This is a genomic window from Tomitella gaofuii, from assembly GCF_014126825.1.
In the GTDB taxonomy this organism is placed as follows: domain Bacteria; phylum Actinomycetota; class Actinomycetes; order Mycobacteriales; family Mycobacteriaceae; genus Tomitella; species Tomitella gaofuii.
In genome coordinates, this window is the sequence record NZ_CP059900.1 from 2,789,089 (window position 1) to 2,813,803 (window position 24,715).

The 24,715-nt window shown below is 69.3% G+C and carries 9 protein-coding genes, 3 rRNA genes and 2 pseudogenes; 1 reads left to right on the top strand and 13 read right to left on the bottom strand.

Features of this window, described 5'->3' with window-relative positions:
* Nucleotides 1-13: 13 nt before the first annotated feature.
* A pseudogene (locus H4F70_RS12945) lies at nucleotides 14-4,655 on the top strand (ATP-dependent helicase).
* An 18-nt stretch (nucleotides 4,656-4,673) separates the two neighbouring features.
* Here H4F70_RS12945 and H4F70_RS12950 read toward each other — a convergent pair.
* The 13 genes and pseudogenes from H4F70_RS12950 to argB form a co-directional block, all read right to left on the bottom strand.
* Entirely contained in the window at nucleotides 4,674-6,902 is a 2,229-nt protein-coding gene (locus tag H4F70_RS12950; protein WP_235681099.1) for an FUSC family protein, read from the bottom strand.
* A 218-nt stretch (nucleotides 6,903-7,120) separates the two neighbouring features.
* Nucleotides 7,121-7,236 (bottom strand): 5S ribosomal RNA (gene rrf / locus H4F70_RS12955).
* A gap of 84 nt (nucleotides 7,237-7,320) precedes the next feature.
* Nucleotides 7,321-10,464: ribosomal RNA gene (locus tag H4F70_RS12960) — 23S ribosomal RNA — on the bottom strand.
* Nucleotides 10,465-10,813: 349 nt separating this feature from the next.
* Nucleotides 10,814-12,337, bottom strand: a 16S ribosomal RNA gene (locus tag H4F70_RS12965).
* The 16S, 23S and 5S rRNA genes sit together here, the layout of an rRNA operon.
* Before the next feature lie 668 nt (nucleotides 12,338-13,005).
* Complete coding sequence (gene tyrS, locus H4F70_RS12970; RefSeq protein WP_182357489.1) at nucleotides 13,006-14,283, bottom strand: tyrosine--tRNA ligase; 1,278 nt, start codon at nucleotides 14,281-14,283, stop codon at nucleotides 13,006-13,008.
* 103 nt (nucleotides 14,284-14,386) lie between these two features.
* A pseudogene (locus H4F70_RS12975) lies at nucleotides 14,387-14,980 on the bottom strand (DNA-3-methyladenine glycosylase); the annotation flags it as partial.
* A gap of 29 nt (nucleotides 14,981-15,009) precedes the next feature.
* Complete coding sequence (locus H4F70_RS12980) at nucleotides 15,010-17,997, bottom strand: AMP-binding protein (RefSeq protein ID WP_182357490.1); 2,988 nt, start codon at nucleotides 17,995-17,997, stop codon at nucleotides 15,010-15,012.
* A 105-nt stretch (nucleotides 17,998-18,102) separates the two neighbouring features.
* A complete protein-coding gene (gene argH, locus H4F70_RS12985) occupies nucleotides 18,103-19,557 on the bottom strand; it encodes an argininosuccinate lyase (protein ID WP_182360393.1) in 1,455 nt (484 codons plus the stop codon).
* 165 nt (nucleotides 19,558-19,722) lie between these two features.
* Nucleotides 19,723-20,922, bottom strand: a complete 1,200-nt coding sequence (locus H4F70_RS12990; RefSeq protein WP_182357491.1) for an argininosuccinate synthase — start codon at nucleotides 20,920-20,922, stop codon at nucleotides 19,723-19,725.
* Nucleotides 20,923-21,056: 134 nt separating this feature from the next.
* Nucleotides 21,057-21,554, bottom strand: coding sequence for an arginine repressor (locus H4F70_RS12995; protein ID WP_182349274.1), 498 nt, complete (start codon nucleotides 21,552-21,554; stop codon nucleotides 21,057-21,059).
* A gap of 13 nt (nucleotides 21,555-21,567) precedes the next feature.
* Nucleotides 21,568-22,491 (bottom strand): ornithine carbamoyltransferase, encoded by a 924-nt coding sequence (gene argF, locus H4F70_RS13000; RefSeq protein WP_182357492.1) that lies wholly within the window; start codon nucleotides 22,489-22,491, stop codon nucleotides 21,568-21,570.
* Nucleotides 22,488-23,717: an acetylornithine transaminase gene (locus tag H4F70_RS13005; RefSeq protein ID WP_182357493.1), complete on the bottom strand. Its 1,230-nt coding sequence runs from the start codon at nucleotides 23,715-23,717 to the stop codon at nucleotides 22,488-22,490. Before H4F70_RS13005 ends, argF begins: the two co-directional genes overlap by 4 nt.
* A complete protein-coding gene (argB, locus tag H4F70_RS13010) occupies nucleotides 23,714-24,682 on the bottom strand; it encodes an acetylglutamate kinase (RefSeq protein ID WP_372497590.1) in 969 nt (322 codons plus the stop codon). Before argB ends, H4F70_RS13005 begins: the two co-directional genes overlap by 4 nt.
* Between the last annotated feature and the right edge of the window lie 33 nt (nucleotides 24,683-24,715).

Here is a 24,715-nt window from a genome sequence, read left to right on the forward strand (position 1 = left end):
CCCCCACCGCGGGATGCGGCACTATCGAACCGTGACGTCCGCGCTCGATCTCTTCTCCGCACCCACCCGCGACTGGTTCGCAGAGACGTTCGGCACGCCCACGCCGGCCCAGGAGCAGGCGTGGGCGGCGATCGCGTCCGAGGCGCACACCCTCGTCGTGGCACCGACCGGCTCCGGCAAGACGCTCGCCGCGTTCCTGTGGGCCATCGACCGGCTCGCCGGCCGCGCCCACGACGACGCGGCCGACCGCGCGGGCACCAAGATCCTCTACGTCTCACCTCTCAAGGCGCTGGCCGTGGACATCGAACGCAACCTGCGGCGGCCCCTCGCCGGCATCGCCGACGCGGCGGCCCGGGCCGGCACGCCGCGGCCGGGCATCACGGTCGGCGTGCGGTCCGGGGACACGCCCCAGTCACGGCGGCGCGCCCTGGTGCGCACGCCCCCGGACATCCTCATCACCACGCCGGAATCGCTGTATCTGATGCTCACCTCCTCGGCCCGCGGCACCCTCACCGGCGTCGAGACGGTGATCGTGGACGAGATCCATTCGGTGGCCGGCACCAAGCGCGGTGCGCACCTTGCGCTGTCGCTCGAGCGTCTCGACCTGCTCACGCCCCGACCGTGCCGGCGCATCGGCCTGTCGGCCACCGCCCGGCCGCACGAGGAGGTCGCACGGTTCCTCGGCGGCGGCGCGCCCGTGACGACCATCGCGCCGGCCGCGGACAAACGCTGGGACCTCACCGTACGGGTGCCCGTCGACGACATGACGGATCTGTCCGCCCCCGCCTCAAGCCCGACCGGGGCCGGCGAGAGCACCTCTGGGCCCGGTGAAGGCACCTCTGGGCCCGGTGAAGGCACCTCTATATGGCCGCACATCGAGCAGCTCGTCGCCGCCCTCGTCGACCACCATCGCAGCACCATCGTGTTCTGCAACTCCCGGCGCCTGACCGAACGGCTCACCGCCAGGCTCAACGAACTGGACGCCGAGCGCCGCGGCGTCGAGGTGGACCGGCAGGCGCCTCCGCCCGCGCTGCTCGGCTCCACCTCCGACGCCGCGTTCGCCGCCGACGGGCACGGGGCGCAGTTCGCCCGCGCCCACCACGGCTCGGTGAGCAAGGAACGCCGCGCCGCCATCGAGGCGGACCTCAAGGCCGGCGCTCTGCGCTGCGTCGTAGCCACGTCCAGCCTCGAACTCGGCATCGACATGGGCGCGGTCGACCTGGTCGTCCACGTGGAGTCGCCGCCGTCGGTCGCGGGCGGGCTGCAGAGGATCGGCCGTGCCGGGCACCACGTCGGCGACGTCTCCCGCGGCGTGCTCGTCCCCAAGCACCGCGCGGACCTTCTGCATTGCGCCGTCACCGCCGACGGCATGCTCGCGGGGGCCATCGAATCGCTGTCGGTGGTGTCCAACCCGCTCGACGTGCTGGCCCAGCAGACCATCGCCGCCGCGGCGGCCGCCGGAACGCTCGACGTCGCCGGATGGTTCGCGGCCGTGCGCCGCAGCGCGCCGTTCACCACGCTGCCCCGGTCGGTGTTCGACGCGACGCTGGACATGCTGGCCGGCCGGTACCCGTCCGACGAATTCGCCGAACTGCGCCCGCGGGTGGTGTGGGACCGCGACTCCGGAACGCTCACCGCGCGGCCCGGCGCCGCCCGGTTGGCGGTGACCTCGGGCGGGACCATCCCGGACCGCGGCGCGTTCGCGGTGCACACCCTGGGCGAGGGCGCGACGCGCGTAGGCGAACTCGACGAGGAGATGGTCTACGAGTCCCGCGTCGGCGACGTCTTCGCCCTCGGCACCAGCAGCTGGCGCATCGCGGAGATCACCCACGACAGAGTGCTCGTGACGCCGGCGGCGGGACGGGCCGGACGCCTGCCCTTCTGGCACGGCGACGGGCCCGGCCGGCCGGCCGAGTTCGGCGCCGCCATCGGCGCTTTCACCCGCGCCGTCGCCCCGTCCGCCGCGACGGGCGCGCCGGGCGACGCCGCCCGCGCGCGGCTCGCCGCCGCCGGGCTCGACGAACGCGCGGCCGCGAACCTGCTGGGACTGCTCGTCGAGCAGCGCGGCGCGGTGGGCACCGTTCCCGACGACGTCACCCTGGTGGTCGAGCGGTTCGTCGACGAGCTCGGCGACTGGCGGGTGGTGCTGCACTCCCCCTACGGGCGCCGGGTGCATGCCCCGTGGGCGCTCGCGGTGGGCGCGCGGCTCAGCGACGAACACGGCGTCGACGCGCACCCCGCGGCCTTCGACGACGGGATCGTGCTCCGTATGCCCGCCACCACCGGCGACCCGCCGGGCGCCGGGATCTTCGCCGTCTCCCCCGCGGAGATCGACCGGATCGTCGCGGATTCGCTCGGCGGCTCCGCGCTCTTCGCCTCGCGCTTCCGCGAGTGCGCGGCCCGCGCCTGCTGCTCCCGCGCCGCGACCCCGGCCGCCGGGCGCCTCTGTGGCAACAGCGCCACCGATCCGCACAGCTGCTGGGCGTCGCGCGGCGGCACCCGGAGTTCCCCATCCTGCACGAGACCGTGCGTGAATGCATGCAGGACGTCTACGACCTCCCCGCGCTGCGCGGCGTCCTCGGGCGCATCGACGACGGCGCGATCCGGCTGCACGAGGCCGAGACCGCGGCACCGTCCCCGTTCGCGTCCTCGCTGCTGTTCGACTACGTCGCGGCGTTCATCTACGACGACGATGTGCCGCTGGCCGAGCGCAAGGCGGCCGCGCTGAGCCTCGACCCCGGCCTGCTCGCACAGCTGCTCGGCGAGGTCGAGCTTAGCGCGCTGCTCGACCCGGACGTGGTGCGGGACACCGAGAACGCGCTGCAATGGCGGCCTCCGCACCGTCGTGTCCGGGACGCCGAGTCGTTGGCCGACCTGCTCCGGATCGTCGGCCCGCTCACCGACGCCGGCATCGCCGAGCGCGCCGCCGGGGACCCCGCCCCGTGGCTCGGGCAGCTCGCCGACGCCCATCGCATCTTCCGTTTCGGGCGCGGCGGCACCCGCTGGGCCGTCGTCGAGGACGCGCCGCGGCTGCGGGACGGCCTGGCCGCGCCGGTGCCGTCCTGGCTGCCCGAGTCGCTCGCGCAAGCGGTCGCCGATCCGCTCGGCGACCTCGTCGGCCGTTACGCGCGGACGCACGGCCCGTTCACTGCCGCCGAGGCCGCGGCGGCGCTGCCCGTGGGCGTCGCCGTCGCCGCGCAGACGCTGGAACGACTCGCGCACGCGGGCAGGATCGTCCGCGTCCGGTTCCGTCCGCCGCCGGAGCACGCTGCCACCGGAGACGACGTTACCGATGAGGATGAGCCCCAGTGGTGCGACGCAGACGTGCTGCGCACGCTCCGGCGCCGCTCGCTGGAGCGGGCCAGGGCACGGCTCGCCCCCGTGCCGAAGACGACGCTGGGCCGGTTCCTGCCGTCGTGGCAGCACGTGGGCGGGACGGCCGCACTGCGCGGCGTCGACGGATTGTTCGCAGTGATCGACCAGCTGGCCGGGGCCGTGCTGCCCGCATCCGCCCTCGAGACCCTCGTCCTCCCGGGACGCGTCGCCGACTACCGCCCGGAGATGCTCGACGAGCTCACGTCGGCCGGGGAGGTCTTCTGGACCGGGTGCGGCCGTGCGGGCGCCCGCGACGGGTGGATCGCGCTGCACACCACCGACTCCGCTGCCACGTCGATCCGCCCGCCGACAGGCGCCGACCGTGACGGCGGAGGCGACGGCAGGCTGCGCGCCGCCCTCCAGTCCACGCTCGGCGGCGGCGGGGCCTTCTTCTTCCGAGCCCTCGCCGACGCGGCGCGGGCCGCCGCCGACCGCCCCGCGGCCACCGACGCGGACGTGCTCGCGGCCCTGTGGGATCTGGTGTGGCAGGGGCACGTCACCGGCGACACCCTCGCCCCGCTGCGGGCCCTGCAGTCGGGTGCCTCCCGCCGCCCTTCATCCCCCCGTGGCCGGCGCGGCCGTGTCGCCCGCCCCCGCCTACCCGCGCAGCCGGCCCTCCCACGGCGTCGGGGCGCTGGTCCCTGGTGCCCGCCGCCACCGCCGACGCCACCGTCCGCCTGCACGACACCGCCCGCCGGCTCTTGGACCGCTACGGCGTCGTCACGCCCAGCGTCGCCGCGGCCGAGCAAGTCGACGGCGGCTTCGCCCGCCTGTACCGGGTGCTCGGCAGATTCGAGGAGATAGGCCAGTGCCGACGTGGTTACGTCATCGAAGGCCTCGGCGGAGCCCAGTTCGCGGCGCCGGAGTCCATCGACCTGCTGCGCGCGGCCGCCGACGACAATTCCGTCGGCACGCCACTGGTTCTGGCCGCGGCCGATCCCGCCAACCCCTACGGAGCGGCCGTCGACTGGCCGCGGCCGCACGCCGAGGGGCACCGCCCGTCGCGCGCGGCAGGCGCCGTGGTCGTGCTCGTCGGCGGCGCACCGCGCGTCTTCGTCGAACGCGGCGGACGCAGCATCCTCACGTTCTCGGAGGATCGCGGGCAGATCGTCTCCGCCCTGACCGCGCTCGCCGCCGCGCCGCCGCTGCGCGCGGGCGTGCGAAGTCCGCTCGTCGTCGCACGGTGGAACGGGGAGTCGGTGCACGGCAATGCCCATGCGGCACCTCTCGCCGACGCCGGTTTCCGGCTCACCCCGCGCGGCTACCGCGCAACCTGGTGACGGGCCCTGCCGGGAAGCCTAGGAAAGCGCCTCGAACAGCGCCCGGTTGAGTTTGCTCAGCGACCGCAGCGACAGGCGCAACGCCCCCGGGGCATGCGTCGCCGAGAGCATCACCGCCAGCACCGGCACCTCGGCATCGCGCTCCGGACGCTTGATCTTCCGGCCGGTGGCGCTCCGGCGCACCAACTCGACCCGCTCGCGCACGGATTCCGCGGCCGCGCGCAGTTCCCGCACCGTCTCCGCACCGGGCGCCGTCGAGGCATCCGCACGTGTGGCCATGACCCCCGCCCTGGCAAGCTGGTGGGCCGCACGGTTGATCACGGTGAGGGCGCGCGTGAACCGCCGCACGCTCCGCCTGCTGCGCACCGCCGGGCGCAGTCGCAGCGGTTCCGCAGCCTTGAGAACGTCCTGCAAGGCGCCGTCCAGCACCCGCGTCGATTCCACGATCCCGTGGCCGGTGCCGGGCACGGCCACCGACGCGACAGCTTCCGAGATCACCTTGTCCAACTGCGCAAGATAATCGACGGTCTTCGCCTCCAACTCGCCCTGTGTGGAGGTCGCCAGGATGAAGTATGCCGACGCGAGCCCGACGACAGCGCCGACCGCAGTCTCGGCGATCCGCAGCCCCAAGACCTCGATGCTGAACACCCCGAGCAGACCGTAGAGCATCGCGAGGAGCACGGTCACGCAGAACGTGAGCAGCGCATAGGCGACGGGGGCGAAATAGAACGCGAAGAAGATGCAGACGATGATCAGCACCATCTGCACCGGGGGGTTGTGTCCGACGAGCGCGGCGATGACGACGCCGGCCACCACTCCCGCGACCGTGCCCACGATCCGGTGCCCGGCCCGCGAGAGAATCTCGCCGCGCGTGGAGGCGCCGTTGAACACGAGGAAGGCCGTCAGCACGGCCCAGTACCAGCGGTCGGGTGAGACAAGCTCGCCCAGCAGGGTCGCGGCGCTCGTCGCGACGGCGACCTGGATCGCGGCCCGCGTACTCGGCTGCCACCCGGCCGCCCGGCCGGCGAGCGTGCGTGCGGAACCGCCCGCCCCTTCGGTCGGCGCGTCCGCCGAAGGGGCGGGCGCGGACTGTCCGGCGCTCTGGTCCCGCCCCGGCACCGCTTCGCCGCCGCCCGGACCGCGATCGTCCGTTGACGTCGCGCCGTGCACCCGCCGTGCGCCGCGTGCCGGCAGCCATGCCGGCGGGCCGAACAGCAGCGCCGCGCGCACTGTGATGCGGTGGATCGCGATATGCGCCTGCACCGCGCGGTGCGCCACCACCGTGGCGATACCCGCGGGATCCGATGCGTCCGCCTCCCGCGCCGCCGCCGACGCCACATCCGCGGCCGCGCGCAGTTCTTCGACAGTCGGCCGATCATGCAGCACCACCCCCAAGGCGACGGTCGCCCGTTCGAGTCCCGCCGGCCAGCGCACCTGCGGATCCAGGTTCCACAGGGCGCTCGCGAGCTGTTCCGTGGCGATCTGCGCGTCGAACACCATCACAGAGAAGGACCGGCCGGTGACGCTGACGAGTTCCGCGCCTTCGTGCCGGTCGATCCAGTCCTCGATCATCAGCGCGGTCTCGCCCAGACCGTCGAGACGCCCCCGAAGCCGGCCGAGGTCGCAGTGGGCCCGGTCGCTGGCCGCGTCCACCGCCTCGATCGACGCCGCACGCAGCGCGCGGGCGAGTCGCCGGATCTCGAGACGGGGCCGTTCCGGAAGGACCACGACGCGGATCAGGAGGGTGCACGCTGCGCCGACGATGATCGCCACGCAGAACATGGCGATGTCGTCGACGGTCGAATGGAGGAACAGGCTGAAGAAGTACGCGATGAACGCCACCATGCCGAGCGCCTCGCCGCGCGGCCCCCACCGACGCACCCACACGGCGCAGAAGAGGACCGCGATGAAACCGATCTCGGCCAACGGGTCGACGGTGAGAAGCCCCGTCGCCAACGTGACCGCGGCCGCCGCCGGCAATGGTATGAGCAGCGTCGTCGTCACGCGCGCCCGCTGGGTCGAGTCCTTGACCGCGGCCGCCGCCTGGACCGCGATCACCGTGCCGAGAAGGGCCACCGTGATGGGCTCGTCATAGGAGGAGGTGACCAGGATCAGAACGGCCATCGCCAGCGCGGCCGAGATCGCCACGGTCGCGGCCTTCCGGAGCCGGAGCTTCCCGGGGTCGCTCACTGCGAGCGTCCGCAGGCGCGCCTGGGTGTAGTCGACGACCGTCATCACATCAGGCATTGTCCGTCATCACCGCGGGCGGCGCGCGGTCACCATCGACTCCCCCGACCCGTCACGTCCGGCCCGTACGCCCGGGCGCTCCGCCTCCCGGGCGGAACGAGCGGAACATGAAGGTACCGTCGGCATCCCTCGGAGGCCCGGCACGGCCGCAACACAAACGCCTCGGGCCCGGTCCCCCTTGTCAGGGGGCCGGGCCCGAGGCGTTCTATCAACAAATTGTGCGGCAGTGACCTACTCTCCCACACCCCACGGGTGCAGTACCATCGGCGCAGTAAGGCTTAGCTACCGGGTTCGGAATGGGACCGGGCGTGACCCTCACGCTATAACCACCGCAACACCATGCGACACACACCAACACACACGGTGCGGGTGTTGCCTCAGACACCGGACAGTGGACGCGAAACACAAGAACATAATTGTGGGTAAGCCTACGGCCTATTAGTACCGGTCACCTCCACCCCTCACAGGGCTTCCAGCTCCGGCCTATCAACCCCATCATCTCTAGGGGGCCTTACCCCACACAGGGGGAAAGAAACCTCATCTTGGAACAGGCTTCCCGCTTAGATGCTTTCAGCGGTTATCCCTCCCGAACGTAGCCAACCAGCAATGCCCCTGGCGGAACAACTGGCACACCAGAGGTTCGTCCGTCCCGGTCCTCTCGTACTAGGGACAGCCTTCCTCAAGTTTCTCACGCGCGCGGCGGATAGAGACCGAACTGTCTCACGACGTTCTAAACCCAGCTCGCGTGCCGCTTTAATGGGCGAACAGCCCAACCCTTGGGACCTACTCCAGCCCCAGGATGCGACGAGCCGACATCGAGGTGCCAAACCATCCCGTCGATATGGACTCTTGGGGAAGATCAGCCTGTTATCCCCGGGGTACCTTTTATCCGTTGAGCGACACCGCTTCCACAAGCCAGTGCCGGATCACTAGTCCCGACTTTCGTCCCTGCTCGACCCGTCAGTCTCACAGTCAAGCCCCCTTGTGCACTTGCACTCAACACCTGATTGCCAACCAGGCTGAGGGAACCTTTGGGCGCCTCCGTTACTCTTTAGGAGGCAACCGCCCCAGTTAAACTACCCACCAGGCACTGTCCCTGAACCAGATCATGGTCCGAGGTTAGAAGTCCGATACGATCAGAGTGGTATTTCAACAACGACTCCACACCGGCTGGCGCCGGCGCATCACAGTCTCCCACCTATCCTACACAAACCGAATCACACACCAATACCAAGCTATAGTAAAGGTCCCGGGGTCTTTTCGTCCTGCCGCGCGTAACGAGCATCTTTACTCGTAATGCAATTTCGCCGAGCCTGTGGTTGAGACAGCAGAGAAGTCGTTACGCCATTCGTGCAGGTCGGAACTTACCCGACAAGGAATTTCGCTACCTTAGGATGGTTATAGTTACCACCGCCGTTTACTGGGGCTTAAATTCTCAGCTTCGCGGCCCGAAAGCCACTAACCGGTCCTCTTAACCTTCCAGCACCGGGCAGGCGTCAGTCCGTATACATCGTCTTACGACTTCGCACGGACCTGTGTTTTTAGTAAACAGTCGCTTCTCTCTGGTCTCTGCGACCACACCCAGCTCCCACCGCACGGGTGTTCACCAGACATGGCCCCCCTTCTCCCGAAGTTACGGGGGCAATTTGCCGAGTTCCTTAACCACAGTTCTCTCGATCGCCTCGGTATTCTCTACCAGACCACCTGTGTCGGTTTGGGGTACGGGCCATGACACCACTCGCTAGAGGCTTTTCTCGACAGCATAGGATCACAGAATCCCCCACACCGGGGTCGCATCACCTCTCAGGCACCATGAGGCACGGATTTCCCTGCACCTCGCCCTACAGGCTTACACCAGTATCACCACTGACTGGCCCTGCTACCTTCCTGCGTCACCCCATCGCTTGGCTACTACCAGATCAGGTCCCACGCATCCACCACACGCCCTGCACCCGAAAGTGCACGACACGGGCTTCAGGATGGTTAGTCTCACTGATTCACCACGGGCGCGATATCACGGGTACGGGAATATCAACCCGTTGTCCATCGACTACGCCTGACGGCCTCGCCTTAGGTCCCGACTCACCCTGGGCGGATTAACCTGGCCCAGGAACCCTTGGTCATTCGGCGGACGAGTTTCCCACTCGTCTTTCGCTACTCATGCCTGCATTCTCACTCGCGCAGCCTCCACGACTAGATCACTCTGCCGCTTCCCCGGCTACACGACGCTCCCCTACCCACCCACACGGCTGCACACCCACCCGCAGGCAGATGCGAACCAACATGTGAGTGCCGCGGCTTCGGCGGTGTACTTGAGCCCCGCTACATTATCGGCGCAGGACCACTCGACCAGTGAGCTATTACGCACTCTTTCAAGGATGGCTGCTTCTGAGCCAACCTCCTGGCTGTCTTCGCAATCCCACATCCTTTCCCACTTAGTACACGCTTAGGGGCCTTAGCCGGCGATCTGGGCTGTTTCCCTCTCGACTACGAAGCTTTTCCCCGCAGTCTCACTGCCACGCTCTCACACCACAGCATTCGGAGTTTGGCTGACGTCAGTAACCCGGTAAGGCCCATCAGCCAACCAGTAGCTCTACCTCCATGGTGAAACACGCGACGCTGCACCTAAATGCATTTCGGGGAGAACCAGCTATCACGGAGTTTGATTGGCCTTTCACCCCTACCCACAACTCATCCCCTCAGTTTTCAACCTAAGTGGGTTCGGGCCTCCACGACGTCTTACCGTCGCTTCACCCTGGCCATGGGTAGATCACTCCGCTTCGGGTCTAGAACATGCCACTCTGGCGCCCTCTTCGGACTCGCTTTCGCTACGACTACCCCACACGGGTTAACCTCGCGACATGCCACTAACTCGCAGGCTCATTCTTCAAAAGGCACGCCATCACCCACCGCAGACCAAACTACGCGCAGGCTTTGACGGATTGTAAGCACACGGTTTCAGGTACTCTTTCACTCCCCTCCCGGGGTACTTTTCACCATTCCCTCACGGTACTATCCGCTATCGGTCACCAGGGAGTATTCAGGCTTACCGGGTGGTCCCGGCAGATTCACAGCAGATTCCACGGGCCCGCTGCTACTCGGGCACCACGACAAGGCAGACACACAGCTTTCACGTACGGGACTCTCACCCACTACGGCAGGCCATCCCAGACCACTTCCGCTAACCATGTGTTTTCTCCAACTACCCGCCGGCACGGCAGCACCGGCACATCGCAGCCCCACAACCCCACACACACAACCCCTGCCGGGTATCACATGCGCATGGTTTAGCCTCATCCGCTTTCGCTCGCCACTACTCACAGAATCACATATTGTTTTCTCTTCCTACGGGTACTGAGATGTTTCACTTCCCCGCGTTCCCTCCACACGCCCTATACATTCAGGCGCGGGTAACAGCGCATCACCGCTGCTGGGTTTCCCCATTCGGACATCCTCGGATCACAGCTCGGTTGACAGCTCCCCGAGGCTTAACGCAGCCTCCCACGTCCTTCATCGGCTCCTGGTGCCAAGGCATCCACCGTGTGCTCTTACACACTTACAACACAAAGATCAAAGATGCTCGCGTCCACTGTCCAGTTCTCAAACAACACACACACCCACCAGCCCGCCACACCGCACAACCAACCCCGCACAACACCCGGAACCAGCCACACGACACCACCGACGGGCCCGCCGGCGCATCACATCAAGACAACCCACCACACACAAACGCGCAGCGTGTTCCCTCAAAGCCCAACAGCATGCCGACTAGCGCCCCCACCCCACACGACACCCACCACCCACGGCGGGCCCGAACGAGGCTCCTGCAATCAAAACGCGGCCAGTGTCCACCCATGAGCAACCCCAGACCACACACACGGCGGTCACTGAGGCACTGTAATGCTCCTTAGAAAGGAGGTGATCCAGCCGCACCTTCCGGTACGGCTACCTTGTTACGACTTCGTCCCAATCGCCGATCCCACCTTCGACGGCTCCCTCCCACAAGGGGTTGGGCCACCGGCTTCGGGTGTTACCAACTTTCATGACGTGACGGGCGGTGTGTACAAGGCCCGGGAACGTATTCACCGCAGCGTTGCTGATCTGCGATTACTAGCGACTCCGACTTCATGGGGTCGAGTTGCAGACCCCAATCCGAACTGAGGCCGGCTTTAAGGGATTCGCTGAACCTCACGGTCTCGCAGCCCTCTGTACCGACCATTGTAGCATGTGTGAAGCCCTGGACATAAGGGGCATGATGACTTGACGTCGTCCCCACCTTCCTCCGAGTTGACCCCGGCAGTCTCCTGCGAGTCCCCACCATTACGTGCTGGCAACACAGGACAAGGGTTGCGCTCGTTGCGGGACTTAACCCAACATCTCACGACACGAGCTGACGACAGCCATGCACCACCTGTACACCAGCCACAAGGGAAACCGTGTCTCCACGGCGATCCGGTGTATGTCAAACCCAGGTAAGGTTCTTCGCGTTGCATCGAATTAATCCACATGCTCCGCCGCTTGTGCGGGCCCCCGTCAATTCCTTTGAGTTTTAGCCTTGCGGCCGTACTCCCCAGGCGGGGTACTTAATGCGTTAGCTACGGCACAGAACCCGTGGAAGGGCCCCACACCTAGTACCCACCGTTTACGGCGTGGACTACCAGGGTATCTAATCCTGTTCGCTCCCCACGCTTTCGCTCCTCAGCGTCAGTTACTGCCCAGAGACCCGCCTTCGCCACCGGTGTTCCTCCTGATATCTGCGCATTTCACCGCTACACCAGGAATTCCAGTCTCCCCTGCAGTACTCAAGTCTGCCCGTATCGCCCGCACGCCCACAGTTAAGCTGCGAGTTTTCACGGACGACGCGACAAACCGCCTACGAGCTCTTTACGCCCAGTAATTCCGGACAACGCTCGCACCCTACGTATTACCGCGGCTGCTGGCACGTAGTTGGCCGGTGCTTCTTCTGTACCTACCGTCACTTCCGCTTCGTCGGCACTGAAAGAGGTTTACAACCCGAAGGCCGTCATCCCTCACGCGGCGTCGCTGCATCAGGCTTGCGCCCATTGTGCAATATTCCCCACTGCTGCCTCCCGTAGGAGTCTGGGCCGTGTCTCAGTCCCAGTGTGGCCGGTCGCCCTCTCAGGCCGGCTACCCGTCGTCGCCTTGGTAGGCCATTACCCCACCAACAAGCTGATAGGCCGCGGGCCCATCTCACACCGCTACATAACGCTTTCCACCACACCCCATGCGGCATGTGGTCCTATCCGGTATTAGACCCGGTTTCCCAGGCTTATCCCAGAGTGCAAGGCAGATCACCCACGTGTTACTCACCCGTTCGCCACTCGAGTACCCCCGAAGGGGCCTTTCCGTTCGACTTGCATGTGTTAAGCACGCCGCCAGCGTTCGTCCTGAGCCAGGATCAAACTCTCCGTTGAAAGATCAACAACCCGCCGCCCGCCGACACCACCACACACAGCAGCAGCACCGACACCACGACGAATCAGTCAAATCACATCGAGAAATCCACTAGCAAAACAAACCTAGCTTCAAAAAACATCGAGCCGCACCTCCCGACAGGGAATGGAAGACACGACCCGCAAACAGCCACACCCTGCCACAAAGACAAGGCATGACATGCCAAAAAATTTTGGCACTGGCATTCATCGACACACTGTTGAGTTCTCAAAGAACACGCACAACCACCACCACCCGGAACACTCCCCGGCGAACTGCGGCCGCACCTGCTTTACCGACTGTAGCACATCCGATTTCCGTCTCCGGCCCTCATTTGTGCAACTCTTCCACTGTACCCCCTCATCCCCACCGGCGCAAACCGGCTGCTGGTTCCGAAGGAGTGGATAGTCAGCGAATCCAGAGGATCTTCCCGGCGCTGCCGGGCGTTTCGCTCTGACTTGAACCAAGGTACGCGACGACGTGCGCCATGCCAAATCGGGGGCCCACGCACGTCCGATCGGCATCATTCCAGGTCGCGAACGCTTTCCGCGGGCCGCGGAGCCACACGCCCACTTCTGGAGATCAGTGACGCTCGGCACAGAAGGCGGTGCTGCGGGCCTCGACTGCCCGCGACACCGCCTCGCCTTCGCTACCGCTGCACGCGCCGGATGCCGGCGAAGTTCTTCTTGCCCCGCCGCACGACGAGCCACTCCCCGTGCAGGAAGTCGCTCGCCTCCGGCGCCCAGTCCTCCTCGCCTATCCGGAGATTGTTCACCGAGACGCCGCCCTCGCGGACGGTGCGGCGCGCGGCCCCCTTGCTGGCCGACAGGCCGCCGGCCACCAGCAGATCGACGATCGAGTCCGGCGCCCCCGGTTCGAGCACGGCCACCGGCGCCTCCGCCAGCGCCGCGGACAGCGTGGCGGGGTCGAGCTCGGCGAGGTCCGCCCTGCCGAACAGCGCCTGGCTCGCCGTTTCGACCGCGCGGGTCTGCGCATCGCCATGCACCAGCGTGGTCATCTCCCGCGCCAAGCGGCGCTGGGCGGTGCGGGCGTGCGGCCGCTCGTCGGTCTCGCGCTGGAGTTCGTCCAGCTCGCCGCGCTCGAGGAACGTGAACCACCGCAGGTACTTGACCACGTCCGAGTCCGCGGTGTTGATGAAGTACTGGTACCAGGCGTACGGGCTGGTCATCTCCGGGTCCAGCCACAGGCTCCCGCCGCCGGTGGACTTGCCGAACTTCTGCCCGTCGGCGGACGTCACGAGCGGCACCGTCAAGCCGTGCGCCGTCACGCCGTCCAGCTTGCGGTTGAGGTCGACGCCCGCGACGATGTTGCCCCACTGGTCGGATCCGCCCACCTGCAGGCTGCATCCGTGTTTGCGGCGCAGCTGCACGAAGTCGTTGGCCTGGAGCAGCATGTAGCTGAACTCCGTGTACGACATCCCGTCGGCCGCCAGCCGCTTGCGGACTGTGTCCCGCGCCAGCATGACGTTGACCGAGAAGTGCTTGCCGACGTCGCGCAGCAGGTCGATCGCCGACATCCGGTCGGTCCAGTCCATGTTGTTCTCGATGACGGCGCCGGTGGGCGAGTCGTCGAAGTCCACGAACCTCTCGAGCTGCGCGCGGATCCGCTGCGCCCACTGCGCGACGGTGTCCGCCGAGTTCATCGAGCGCTCACCCACGTCGCGGGGATCGCCGATCATTCCGGTGGCGCCGCCGGCCATCACGATCGGCCGGTGGCCCGCACGCTGGAATCGCTTGAGCGCCAGCAGCGGGACGAGATGCCCGGCGTGCAGGCTCGGCCCGGTGGGGTCGAATCCCGCGTACAGGGTCACCGGCCCGGCGGCGAGTGCGGTCCGCATCGCGTCGAGATCGGTCGACTGCGCGACCAAGCCGCGCCATTCGAGTTCGTCGAGAATGTTCGCAGTCACGGCATCGATCCTCCCGCATCCGCGCTGCGCGGGCGACACCGGTCGGTCCGCCGCGGTCTGCGCGCCACCGGCCGGCGGGGTCAGCCGCGCGGCGGATCCGCGCGGGACTGCGGCGGTATGCGGACACCGCGCGGCTGCCGTCCAACCACAACCGCCAGGGCGCATCGGCGTTGACGCTGACACCGACGCGCGGCCCGCTCCGCACCGCCGCCTCGTCGACGGCGCCGGGCGGGGCGAGCGTCAGGCTGATCGCCGCCCCCGGGGCCAGCAGGTCCGCGCCGCCATCGCCGAGCCCGATGCCCAGCGCGCTGCCCAGGTTGCCCGGTCCGCGGCCCAGCGCGGCGTCCGTGCGGGCGGCGGGGCGGCGCTCCACCGCCGCGGCGCGCCCTTCGACCACCTCGCCGGCACGCAGCAGCACCGCCCACCCGGTGCCGTCGACGCCGGCACTGACGTTCATGCAGGTGTGGATGCCGTAACTGCGGTAGACGTACAGGTGCCCGGCCGGGCCGAACATCACGCGGTTGCGCGGGGTCATGCCCCGGTAGGCGTGCGACGCGGGATCCGCCGAGCCGCGATACGCCTCCACCTCGACGATGCGCACCGCCACACCGTTCGCGGTGAAGCGCGCGCCCAGCAGCGCGCGGGCCGCAGTGAGGGGCTCGGCCGCCAGCAGCGCACGGGCCGCCTCACCGCCCACCCCCGCTCCGGCGTCGCCACCCGTGCCCGTCACGATGCGGCGATGAGCGACGACCGCAGCTCAGGAGTCAGCTCGGTGTAGTGCCCGGAGTCCCGGTCGTAGCCGAAGACCCCGTCCCCCGCCGCGGGGAGGCCGTCCGCCACGAACCCCGCGCTGATGGGGCGGTACCAATGCGTGCGCGGGATCGATTCGACAACGCGGACGACGGCGGGGCGGTTGCCCGCCGGGAGCATGGAGACCGCCTCGTCGAGGTCGGACGCCTGCAAAGTGTCACCGGCACGGACCGTCACGGCAGCCACTGCCGCCTGCGCCCCGCCCGCATCGACGCCGTACGCCACCGCCCCGGTGACCTCCGGCAGACGGCCGAGCGCATCGACCACGGGCAATCGGTAGACCGGCCCGTCGACCCCGTGCACGACGCCCTGGACGGTGTCGATCATCCAGTAGTCGCCGTCGGGGTCCAGGTAGAACAGGTCATGCGATTGCGCCCACGCATCGCCCGATTCGAATACGCCGCGCAGCACCGTCGCAGGAACGTCCATGTCCGGGAGCACCTTCGAAAGCAGTCGGCCCACCTCGCCTTCGCGCGCCTGCCGTACGAGCCCGTCGTCGTCCTCCAGGTAGGCGCCGGCCTCGACGTCGAAGGCGGCCAGCCGCACCGGCGCGCTGCCCGGCAGGGGGCGGCCCTTGGCGCCGGGCTTCCTCTGCGACAGATTCGCGAGGACGGCGCCGCCCTCGGTGGACGCGTAGAACTCCACCACCTGGGCGGGCGCGAACGCCTCGGTCACCGACTCCCACAAGCCTGCCGGCATGCCGGATCCGATGAACATGCGGATGGGATGGTGCGCACCGAGTGCGGGCGCAGAATCATCGACCAAGTCGCGCATCTGCGTCCACGTGTAGGACACGACCGTGACCCCGTACCGCGGCACCTCTTCGACGAACCGCGCCGGATCGAACCTGCCGGTGAGCGCGATCCGCGCCCCGCCGGCGACCGCGCCGCCCACGCTGGTGAGCAGCCCGGACGGGTGGTTCAGGGGCGTGAGGCAGTAGACGGTGTCGCCGTGGCCGAGCGCGGCGGCGCTGGCCGTGCCGAAGGCGGACAGCGCCCAGCGCCGGTTGGTGATGCGCCGCGCCTCCACCTGACCGCCCGACTCGGCGAACATGATGAAGGCGAGATCTCGTGCCAAACCCGGGTCCGGCCGGTACCACTTGGGCATGCGGACCGTCGCCGGGTCGATCTTCTCCATGTCCACGACCTGGTCACGCCCGCGCAGGTCGAGTTCGCGGGCGTCGCCGCCGCCGAGCACCAGGACCCGGCACCCGGCCTCCGCGGCCTCCTCGAGGCTCTCCGGATCCGCCAGCACCGTGCTCACCGAGGTGAGCGCCACCGCCGGCCGGAGCCCCCCGCCCATCGGCAGGAGCACGGCCACCGCGCCCAGCCGTGACAGCGCCGCGATCGCTACGAGCGCACTCGGACGTGTCTCCATCAGGACGCCGACCTCCGCCCCCTGGCGCACGCCGGCGTGGATGAGCCCGCGGACCACGTTGTCGATGCGCTCGTCGACGGCCTTGTTGGTGTGCACCCGGTCCTCGAACAGGAAGCACTCGCCGTCCGGCGCCGCCTGCGCCTGCTCCGCGAGAAGCCGGCCGAAGGAGATGCGCGTATGCGACTGCATCTCGCCGAGGCGCGCCAGCCGGGGCAGAGTCCGCGCCGCCTCCTCCGCGATCGCGACCGCGCTACGGGTGACTCCGAGCGTGAGACCGACGATGCTCCGCGTGGCGCCGATGCCGGCCTCGGTGAGCGTCGTGACGCCGTGCGACAGGCGGGAGGCCACCGTGACGCCGGAATCGCCGGGCTCGCCCTCGTCCGGCTCCATCGGGTGGATGCGCTCACTGAGTTCCGCCGCACCGTTCCGCCCGCCGGACTCCTGCCAGAGGATCCACGACGCCGTGCCCGGCCACGTCAGGTCCGCCGCCGTGGAACCGACGACGAGGCCGAAGTGCCCGGACGGCAGGCGGTGCTCGTAGACGTCCGCCTTGGGCGCCGCCTTGACGATGCCCTGCACGGCCACCGGCTGGCCGATGTCGTCGACGTCGCCGACGAACGCCAGGACCGGGCAGGTGATCTCGGCGAGGCTCACGAGCCGGCCGTCGATGACGAATCCGCCGGTCATCATGCGGTTGTGCGCGATGAACTGCTTGAGCAGCTCGGCGATGGCAGGCCCCGCATAGGCGACGAAGCCGTCGTTCTCCAGAAACCTCCGCTGCGGCTCCCGCGGCAGGAGCGCGTCGCGGTCGTGCAGCTGACGCACGAAGTCCAGCCGCGACTTGGCCGTCTTCACCGGGTCGAGCAGCTGGAACCCCAGCCGTGCCCCCCAAGCCGGCAGGTAGAGGTGGCTCAGCACATGGTCGGCCAGCAGGTCGGCGCCGCGGGTCGCCAGGCCGACGGGCAGCCCGAAGGGCAGTCCGGCGAGTGTGTCGACCGGGCTCCCGAAGGTGATGACGCTGGCGAGACCGGCCGACTGGCGGTAGGCGGCCGCCTGGTAGGCGAACATGCCGCCCTGCGAATACCCGGCGAGGTGGACGTCGCGTCCGGTGCGCTCGCGGATGGTGTCGACGGCCTGGCTCACCGCCACGATGTGGTCGGCGAGGTTGCGGCCCAGGCCGCCGGCCTCCGTATCGGGGGAACCGAAATCGATGACCCAGGGGTCCACCCCGTGGTCGTGCAGCACGCCTGCCCCGCCCTTGTCGCGGGTGACGTCGTAGACCTCGGCGTCGAGCATCATCGGCGGGATCAGCAGGATCGGCGGCCGGTCCGACGCCTCGTCGACGGTGTGCACGGACTCCGGGAAGTACCGACGCAACCGGTACATCGGGCGCCGCTCGACCACCTCGAAGGGGGACTTCTCCGGTTCCATCTCCAGCCCGCCCAGGCGCAGGACCTCCAGGCCGTTCTGCGCGGTGGCGAGCACCCTGTTCACGGTGTTCGCCACCGACCTGCCACCGATGATCACCTGCGCACCTGCCTCTCCCCTGGTCCCGCGTGCCACGGGGGCCGCTTCACCGCACCGGCCCCCGTCGTGGGCGCACGCCCGCCGGACGCCGGGAACCGCTCCGTGTCAGGAACCGCTGTGCGCCAGCTCGCGCCGCAACGATGAAAGTGTCTCACGTACGCCTGCGAGCTGTTCGGTGACGCGCGCCTCCGCGGTACCGCCCTTCGCGTCGCGCGAGGCGATCGACCCGCCCACCGACAGCACCCCGCGCACGTCGGGCGTGAGATGGGGGTCGACGGCGGCGAGTTCGTCGTCGGACAGGCCGTCCAGGCCCACGCCCTTCTCCTCCGCGGCACGGACGCATCCGCCGGCGGCCTCGTGCGCCACCCGGAACGGGACGCCCTGCCGCACCAGCCACTCGGCGATGTCCGTCGCGAGGGTGAAACCGGCCGGGGCCAGCGCGGCCATCCGCTCCTCGTGGAACTCCAGCGTGGAGACGAGGCCGGTCACCGCCGGCAGCAGCAGCTCCAGCTGCGCCACCGAATCGAACACCGGTTCCTTGTCCTCCTGCAGGTCGCGATTGTAGGCCAGCGGTTGCGCCTTGAGGGTGGCCATGAGGCCGGTCAGGTTGCCGATGAGCCGCCCCGTCTTGCCGCGCACCAGCTCGGCGACGTCGGGGTTCTTCTTCTGCGGCATGATCGACGAACCGGTGGACCAGGCGTCGGCCAGGGTGACGTATCCGAACTCCGCGGTGGACCAGGTGATGATCTCTTCGGACAGCCGCGAGAGATCCACCGCGATCATCGCGAGGACGAAGGCCGCCTCGGCGGCGAAGTCGCGCGCGGCGGTGCCGTCGATGGAGTTCTCCGAGGACGACGCGAAGCCGAGGTCGGCCGCGATCGCCTCCGGATCCAGCCCCAGGGACGACCCGGCGAGCGCGCCCGAGCCGTACGGGGACACCGCCAGCCGCCCGTCGAGATCCGCCAGCCGCTGCACATCCCGCAGAAGCGGGTGCGCGTGCGCCAGCAGGTGATGCGAAAGCAGGATCGGCTGCGCGTGCTGCAGGTGTGTGCGCCCCGGCATCGGCGCGCCCATGTGCGCGTCGGCCTGATCGGCCAGCGCGGCCACCACGTCGAGCACACCGGCGGCGACCCGCCGCGCGGCCTCCCGCAGCCACATCCGGAACAGCGTCGCCACCTGGTCGTTGCGCGAACGGCCCGCGCGCAGCCGCCCGCCCACCTCGGGACCGACGCGGGCGATGAGACCGCGCTCGAGGGCGCCGTGCACGTCCTCATCGGATGCGGCCGGGCCGAAATCGCCGGAGGCGACGTCGTCGGCCAGCTGCCGCAACCCCCGGAGCATCTCCGCGTGGTCGGCGTCGGAGAGCAGCCCGGCGCGGTGGAGCACGTCGGTGTGCGCCTGCGAAGCGCGCACGTCGTACGGGGCCAGGACCCAGTCGAAATGCGTCGACTTACTCAGCGCGGCCATCGCCTCCGCCGGGCCCGAGGCGAAGCGGCCGCCCCACAGCGCCCCCTCGTTGGTGCCGTGCGCGTCCTCGTGCGTGTTGCCGGGATTCTCCACCGCGTCCTCCGCATCCACCGTGTCCTCCGCATCCACTGTGTGCTCCGTGTCCACCGTCTTCTCCGTATCCACCTTGTGCTCCTCGACGTCCCGTGACGGCGCGGTCCCCGGAGCGGCCGTCGCCGGCTGCGCCGGGGACCGGCGGATGCGATCGCGGCCGCGGGCCTACAGGCCCAGGTCGCGCTTCGCCGCCACCTTGCTCGACAGACCGTGGATCTGGACGAAGCCCTTGGCGGACGACTGGTCGAACGAGTCGCCCTCGTCGTAGGTGGCCAGGTTGAAGTCGTAGAGCGACTCGCCGCTGCGCCGGCCGTTCACCGTGATCCCGCCGCCGTGCAGGACCAGGCGGATGTCTCCCGAGACGCGCTCCTGCGTCTTGTCGACGAACGCGTCGAGCGCCGTCTTGAGCGGCGAGAACCACAGGCCGTCATACACCAGCTCGCCCCAGCGCTGCTCGGTCTGCCGCTTGAAGCGGCCCAGCTCGCGCTCGAGGGTGACGTGCTCGAGTTCCTGGTGCGCGGTGATGAGCACCATCGCGCCGGGCGCCTCGTAGATCTCGCGGCTCTTGATGCCGACGAGACGGTCCTCGACCACGTCGAGGCGGCCCACGCCCTGCGCGCCCGCGCGGCGGTTGAGCTCCTCGATCGCGTCCAGGACCGACACGGGGCGGCCGTCGATCGCCACCGGGCGGCCTTTGTCGAAGGAGATGATCAGCTCGTCCGGCGCCTGCCAGTTGATGGTGGGGTCCTCGGTGTAGCTGTAGACGTCCTTGGTGGGCGCGTTCCACAGGTCCTCGAGGAAGCCCGTCTCCACCGCGCGGCCCCACACGTTCTGGTCGATCGAGAACGGCGACTTCTTGGTGACGTTGATCGGGATGTCGTTCTGCTCGGCGAAGGCGATCGCCTTCTCCCGGGTCCAGGCGTAGTCGCGCACCGGGGCGATGACGTCGAGGTCGGGGGCGAGGGAGGCGAAGCCCACCTCGAAGCGCACCTGGTCGTTGCCCTTGCCGGTGCAGCCGTGCGCCACCGTGGTGCCGCCGTGCGACCGGGCCGCCTCGACGAGGTGCTTGACGATCAACGGCCGGCTGATGGCCGAGACCAGCGGATACCGGTCCATGTACAGCCCGTTGGCGGCGATCGTGGGCAGGCAGTACTCGTCCGCGAACTCGTCGCGGGCGTCCACCACGACCGATTCGACGGCGCCGCAGTCCAGTGCGCGCTGCCGCACCGTCTCCATGTCCTCGCCGCCCTGGCCGAGGTCGATCGCCACGGCGACGACCTCCTTGCCGGTCTCCTTGCCGATCCAGCTGATGGCCACCGAGGTGTCCAGCCCGCCCGAATAGGCGAGAACCACGCGCTCAGCCATGGTGTGCGCTCCTTGTCTTTCCGATGTGGTCGTTCCGAAGTGTCGTCTGCACAGTTCCGTTGTCCGCGGCGGCGGACCGTCCGGCGCCCACGCCGTTCCGTCCGGGCCCCGCTCCGCCCGCCAATCGTGTCACGTCACCGCCCCGTGAGCGCACTCAGGCGGTCCGCCAGTTCCACGCCTGTCGTGGGGTCGCGCGCGATCACCGCGATGGTGTCGTCGCCGGCGATGGTGCCCACGACCTCCGGCAGCCCGGCGCGGTCGAGGGCGCTCGCCAGAAACGAGGCCGCGCCCGGCGGGGTGCGCAGCACCGCGATGTTGCCGCTCGCGTCCGCGGAGACCAAGAGCTCGCCCAGCAGCCGCGCCAACCGGTCGGTGCCGCCGACCGCCCCGCGCACCGGGCTGCCGTCCTCCGGCACCACGTAGACGCCCACCCCGCCGTCGACACCGCGCAGCTTGACGGCGCCCAGATCGTCGAGGTCACGGGAGATCGTCGCCTGCGTCGCCCCGATGCCGTCCTTCGCGAGCAGCGCCTGCAACTCCGGCTGACTGCGCACCTGGTGGGCGGTCAGGATCGACACGATCCTGGCCTGCCGTGCGGCGCGCGTCGCGGCCGGGCGCGGTTCCTCGCTCATCTCCGGCCCCGGCTCACTGGTGGTCCAGCAGCCAGACCATCAGCGCCTTCTGGGCGTGCAGCCGGTTCTCCGCCTCGTCCCACACCACGGCGCGCGGCCCGTCGAGCACGTCGGCGGTGATCTCGTTGCCGCGGTACGCGGGCAGGCAGTGCAGCACGATCGAATCGGGTGCAGACAGTGCCACGATCGCGTCGTCGAGCTGGTAGGGCCGCAGGTCGGCGAGCCTTCCCGCCGCCTGCTCCTCCTGCCCCATCGACACCCAGGTGTCGGTGACGAGCACGTCCGCCCCCTCCGCGGCCGCCCGCGGGTCGGTGCCGACGGTGACGCTGCCGCCGGTCTCCGCGGCGCGGCCGCGCGCCGCGTCGACGACGGGCTCGGCAGGCAGGTACCCGCGGGGCCCGGCGATGCGCACGTGCATGCCCGCGGTGACGCCGCCGAGCATGAGCGAGTTCGCCATGTTGTTGGCGCCGTCGCCCAGGTAGGTCAGCGTCAGCCCCGCCGTGTCCCCCTTGTGTTCGCGGATCGTGAGCAGGTCGGCCAGCACCTGGCACGGGTGGAAGTCATCGGTGAGCGCGTTGATCAGCGGCACCGTCGCGTTGCGGGCGAACGCCTCCACCCGGTCCTGCCCGTAGGTGCGCCACACGACCATCTCGACGTACCGCGACAGGACCCGCGCGGTGTCCTCGATGGTCTCCCCCTTGCCGATCTGGGTGCTCGACGACTCGACGACGATCGCGTGACCGCCGAGCTCCGTGATCCCCGCGTCGAAGGACATGCGGGTGCGCGTGGAGGTCTTGTCGAACAGCACCGCCACCGACCTGGGCCCGTCCAGCGGCCGCCGCGAGAACGGCCGGGACTTCAGCGTGACGGCCAGGTCGAGCACCTCAGCCTGCTCCGCCGGGGTGAGGTCGTCGTCGCGGAGGATATGCCGTGTCATGCGCGCTTCCCTTCCGTGTCCGTGGCGGCTTCCGAGACCGCGTCCGCGGCCGCCGCATCGGTCGCCGCGTCGAGCAGCCCCGGCAGCGCGACGACGAAACCCGCCGCCTGCTCCCCGCTGAGGATCAGCGGGGGCGCGATGCGGATCACGTCCGGACGCGGCGCGTTGATCAGGTAGCCCGCGGCGCGTGCCGCCGCCTCCGTCTGCTTGGCCACCGGCGCCGTCAGAACGATCCCCAGCAGCAGGCCTTCGCCGCGGACGTGGTCGATCCTGGGGTGTCCGAGCGCCTCGACATCCGACGTGATCGTCCGGCCCAGCTGCGCGACGTGGCCGAGCAGACCGCCGGATTCGATGGTCTCCAGCACCGCGAGCGCGGCCGCGGCGCACACCGGGTTGCCGCCGAACGTGGTGCCGTGGTGGCCGGGCCCGAACAGCTCCGCGGCGTCGCCGACGGCGATGCACGCGCCGATCGGCAGTCCGCCGCCGAGGCCCTTCGCGAGCGTGACGACGTCGGGCACCACGCCGGCGCTCTGGTGCGCGAACCACCGGCCCATGCGCCCGACACCCGTCTGCACCTCGTCGAGCATGAGCAGCGCACCGCGTTCGGCGGTGATCCGCCGCGCCGCCGCCAGATACCCGGCAGGCGGCACGACCACGCCGATCTCGCCCTGGACCGGCTCGAGCATCACCGCCGCCGTCCGCTCGTCGACCGCCGCCTCCAGGGCGGCGACGTCGCCGAACGGGACGAACTCGACGCCCGGGGGCATCGGTTCGAACGGCGCGCGCTTGTCCGGCTGCCCGGTCATGGCGAGCGCGCCCATGGTGCGGCCGTGGAACCCGCCCTCGGCCGCGATGATCTTGGGCCGTCCCGTGCGCCGGGCGATCTTGAACGCCGCCTCGTTGGCTTCGGTGCCCGAGTTGCACAAGAACACCCGGCCCGGCTGACCGAGCTTGCCCAGCAGCGCCTCCGACAGGGCGACGGGCGGCTCGCTGGCATACAGGTTGGACACGTGGCCGAGCGTGGCCATCTGGCGGTGGACCGCATCGACCACGGCGGGATGGCCGTGGCCGAGGCAGTTGACGGCGATGCCGCCGAGCAGGTCCAGGTAGCGCTTGCCGTCGGCGTCGGTGAGCACGGCGCCCTCGCCGCGTGCCAGTGCCACCCCGGGCACGCCGTAGGTGTTCATCAGCGAGTCCGACCAGCGGTGCTGCAATGGTCCGGTCATGCGCGTGCAGTCTCCTGTCGTGAATCCCCCGGGTCCGCCGTCGGCGTGACCATGGTGCCGATGCCCTCTTCCGTGAGCAGCTCGAGCAGTACCGAATGTCCCAACCGCCCGTCGATGACGTGGGCGCTGGGCACCCCGCCGTGCACCGCCCGCAGGCAGGCCTCCATCTTGGGCACCATGCCGGAGTCCAGGCGCGGCAACAGCTGTTCCAGCGCCGCCGCGTCGATGCGGCTCACCAGCGAATCGCGGTCGGGCCACTCCGTGTAGAGCCCCTCGACGTCGGTGAGGACGACGAGCTTCTCCGCGCCGATCGCCGCGGCCAGCGCGCCCGCGGCGGTGTCGGCGTTGACGTTGTGCACCACGCCGTCCGCGTCCGGCGCCACGGTGGACACCACCGGGATGCGCCCGGCGTCGATGAGGTCGAGGACCGCGTCGGGGTTCACCGAGGCGATGTCGCCGACGAGGCCGATGTCGGTGGCCACGCCCTCGACCATCACGCTGCGCTGCGCCGCCGTGAAAAGGTGGGCGTCCTCGCCGGAGATGCCCACGGCGTACGGCCCGTGCGCGTTGATCAGGCCCACCAGCTCGCGGCCCACCTGGCCGAACAGCACCATGCGCACCACGTCCATCACCTCGGGCGTTGTCACGCGGAAGCCGCCCTTGAACTCGCCTTCCATGCCGAGGCGCGTCAGCATCGAGCTGATCTGCGGGCCGCCGCCGTGGACGACCACCGGCTGGATGCCCACCGTGCGCAGGAACACCATGTCTGCCGCGAAGGCGCGCTTGAGGTCGTCGTCGATCATCGCGTTGCCGCCGTACTTGACGACGACGGTGCGGCCGCGGAACTGCTGCAGCCAGGGCAGCGCCTCGGCGAGGACATAGGCCTTGTCCATCGCGGTGAGCGCGCCCAGCGCCGGCGACGGCGCCGTCGGCCTGTGCACGGTGGTCCCCTCGTCCCGCGTCATTCCGCTGTCCCCGTCCTCTGCATCCTCTGCGTC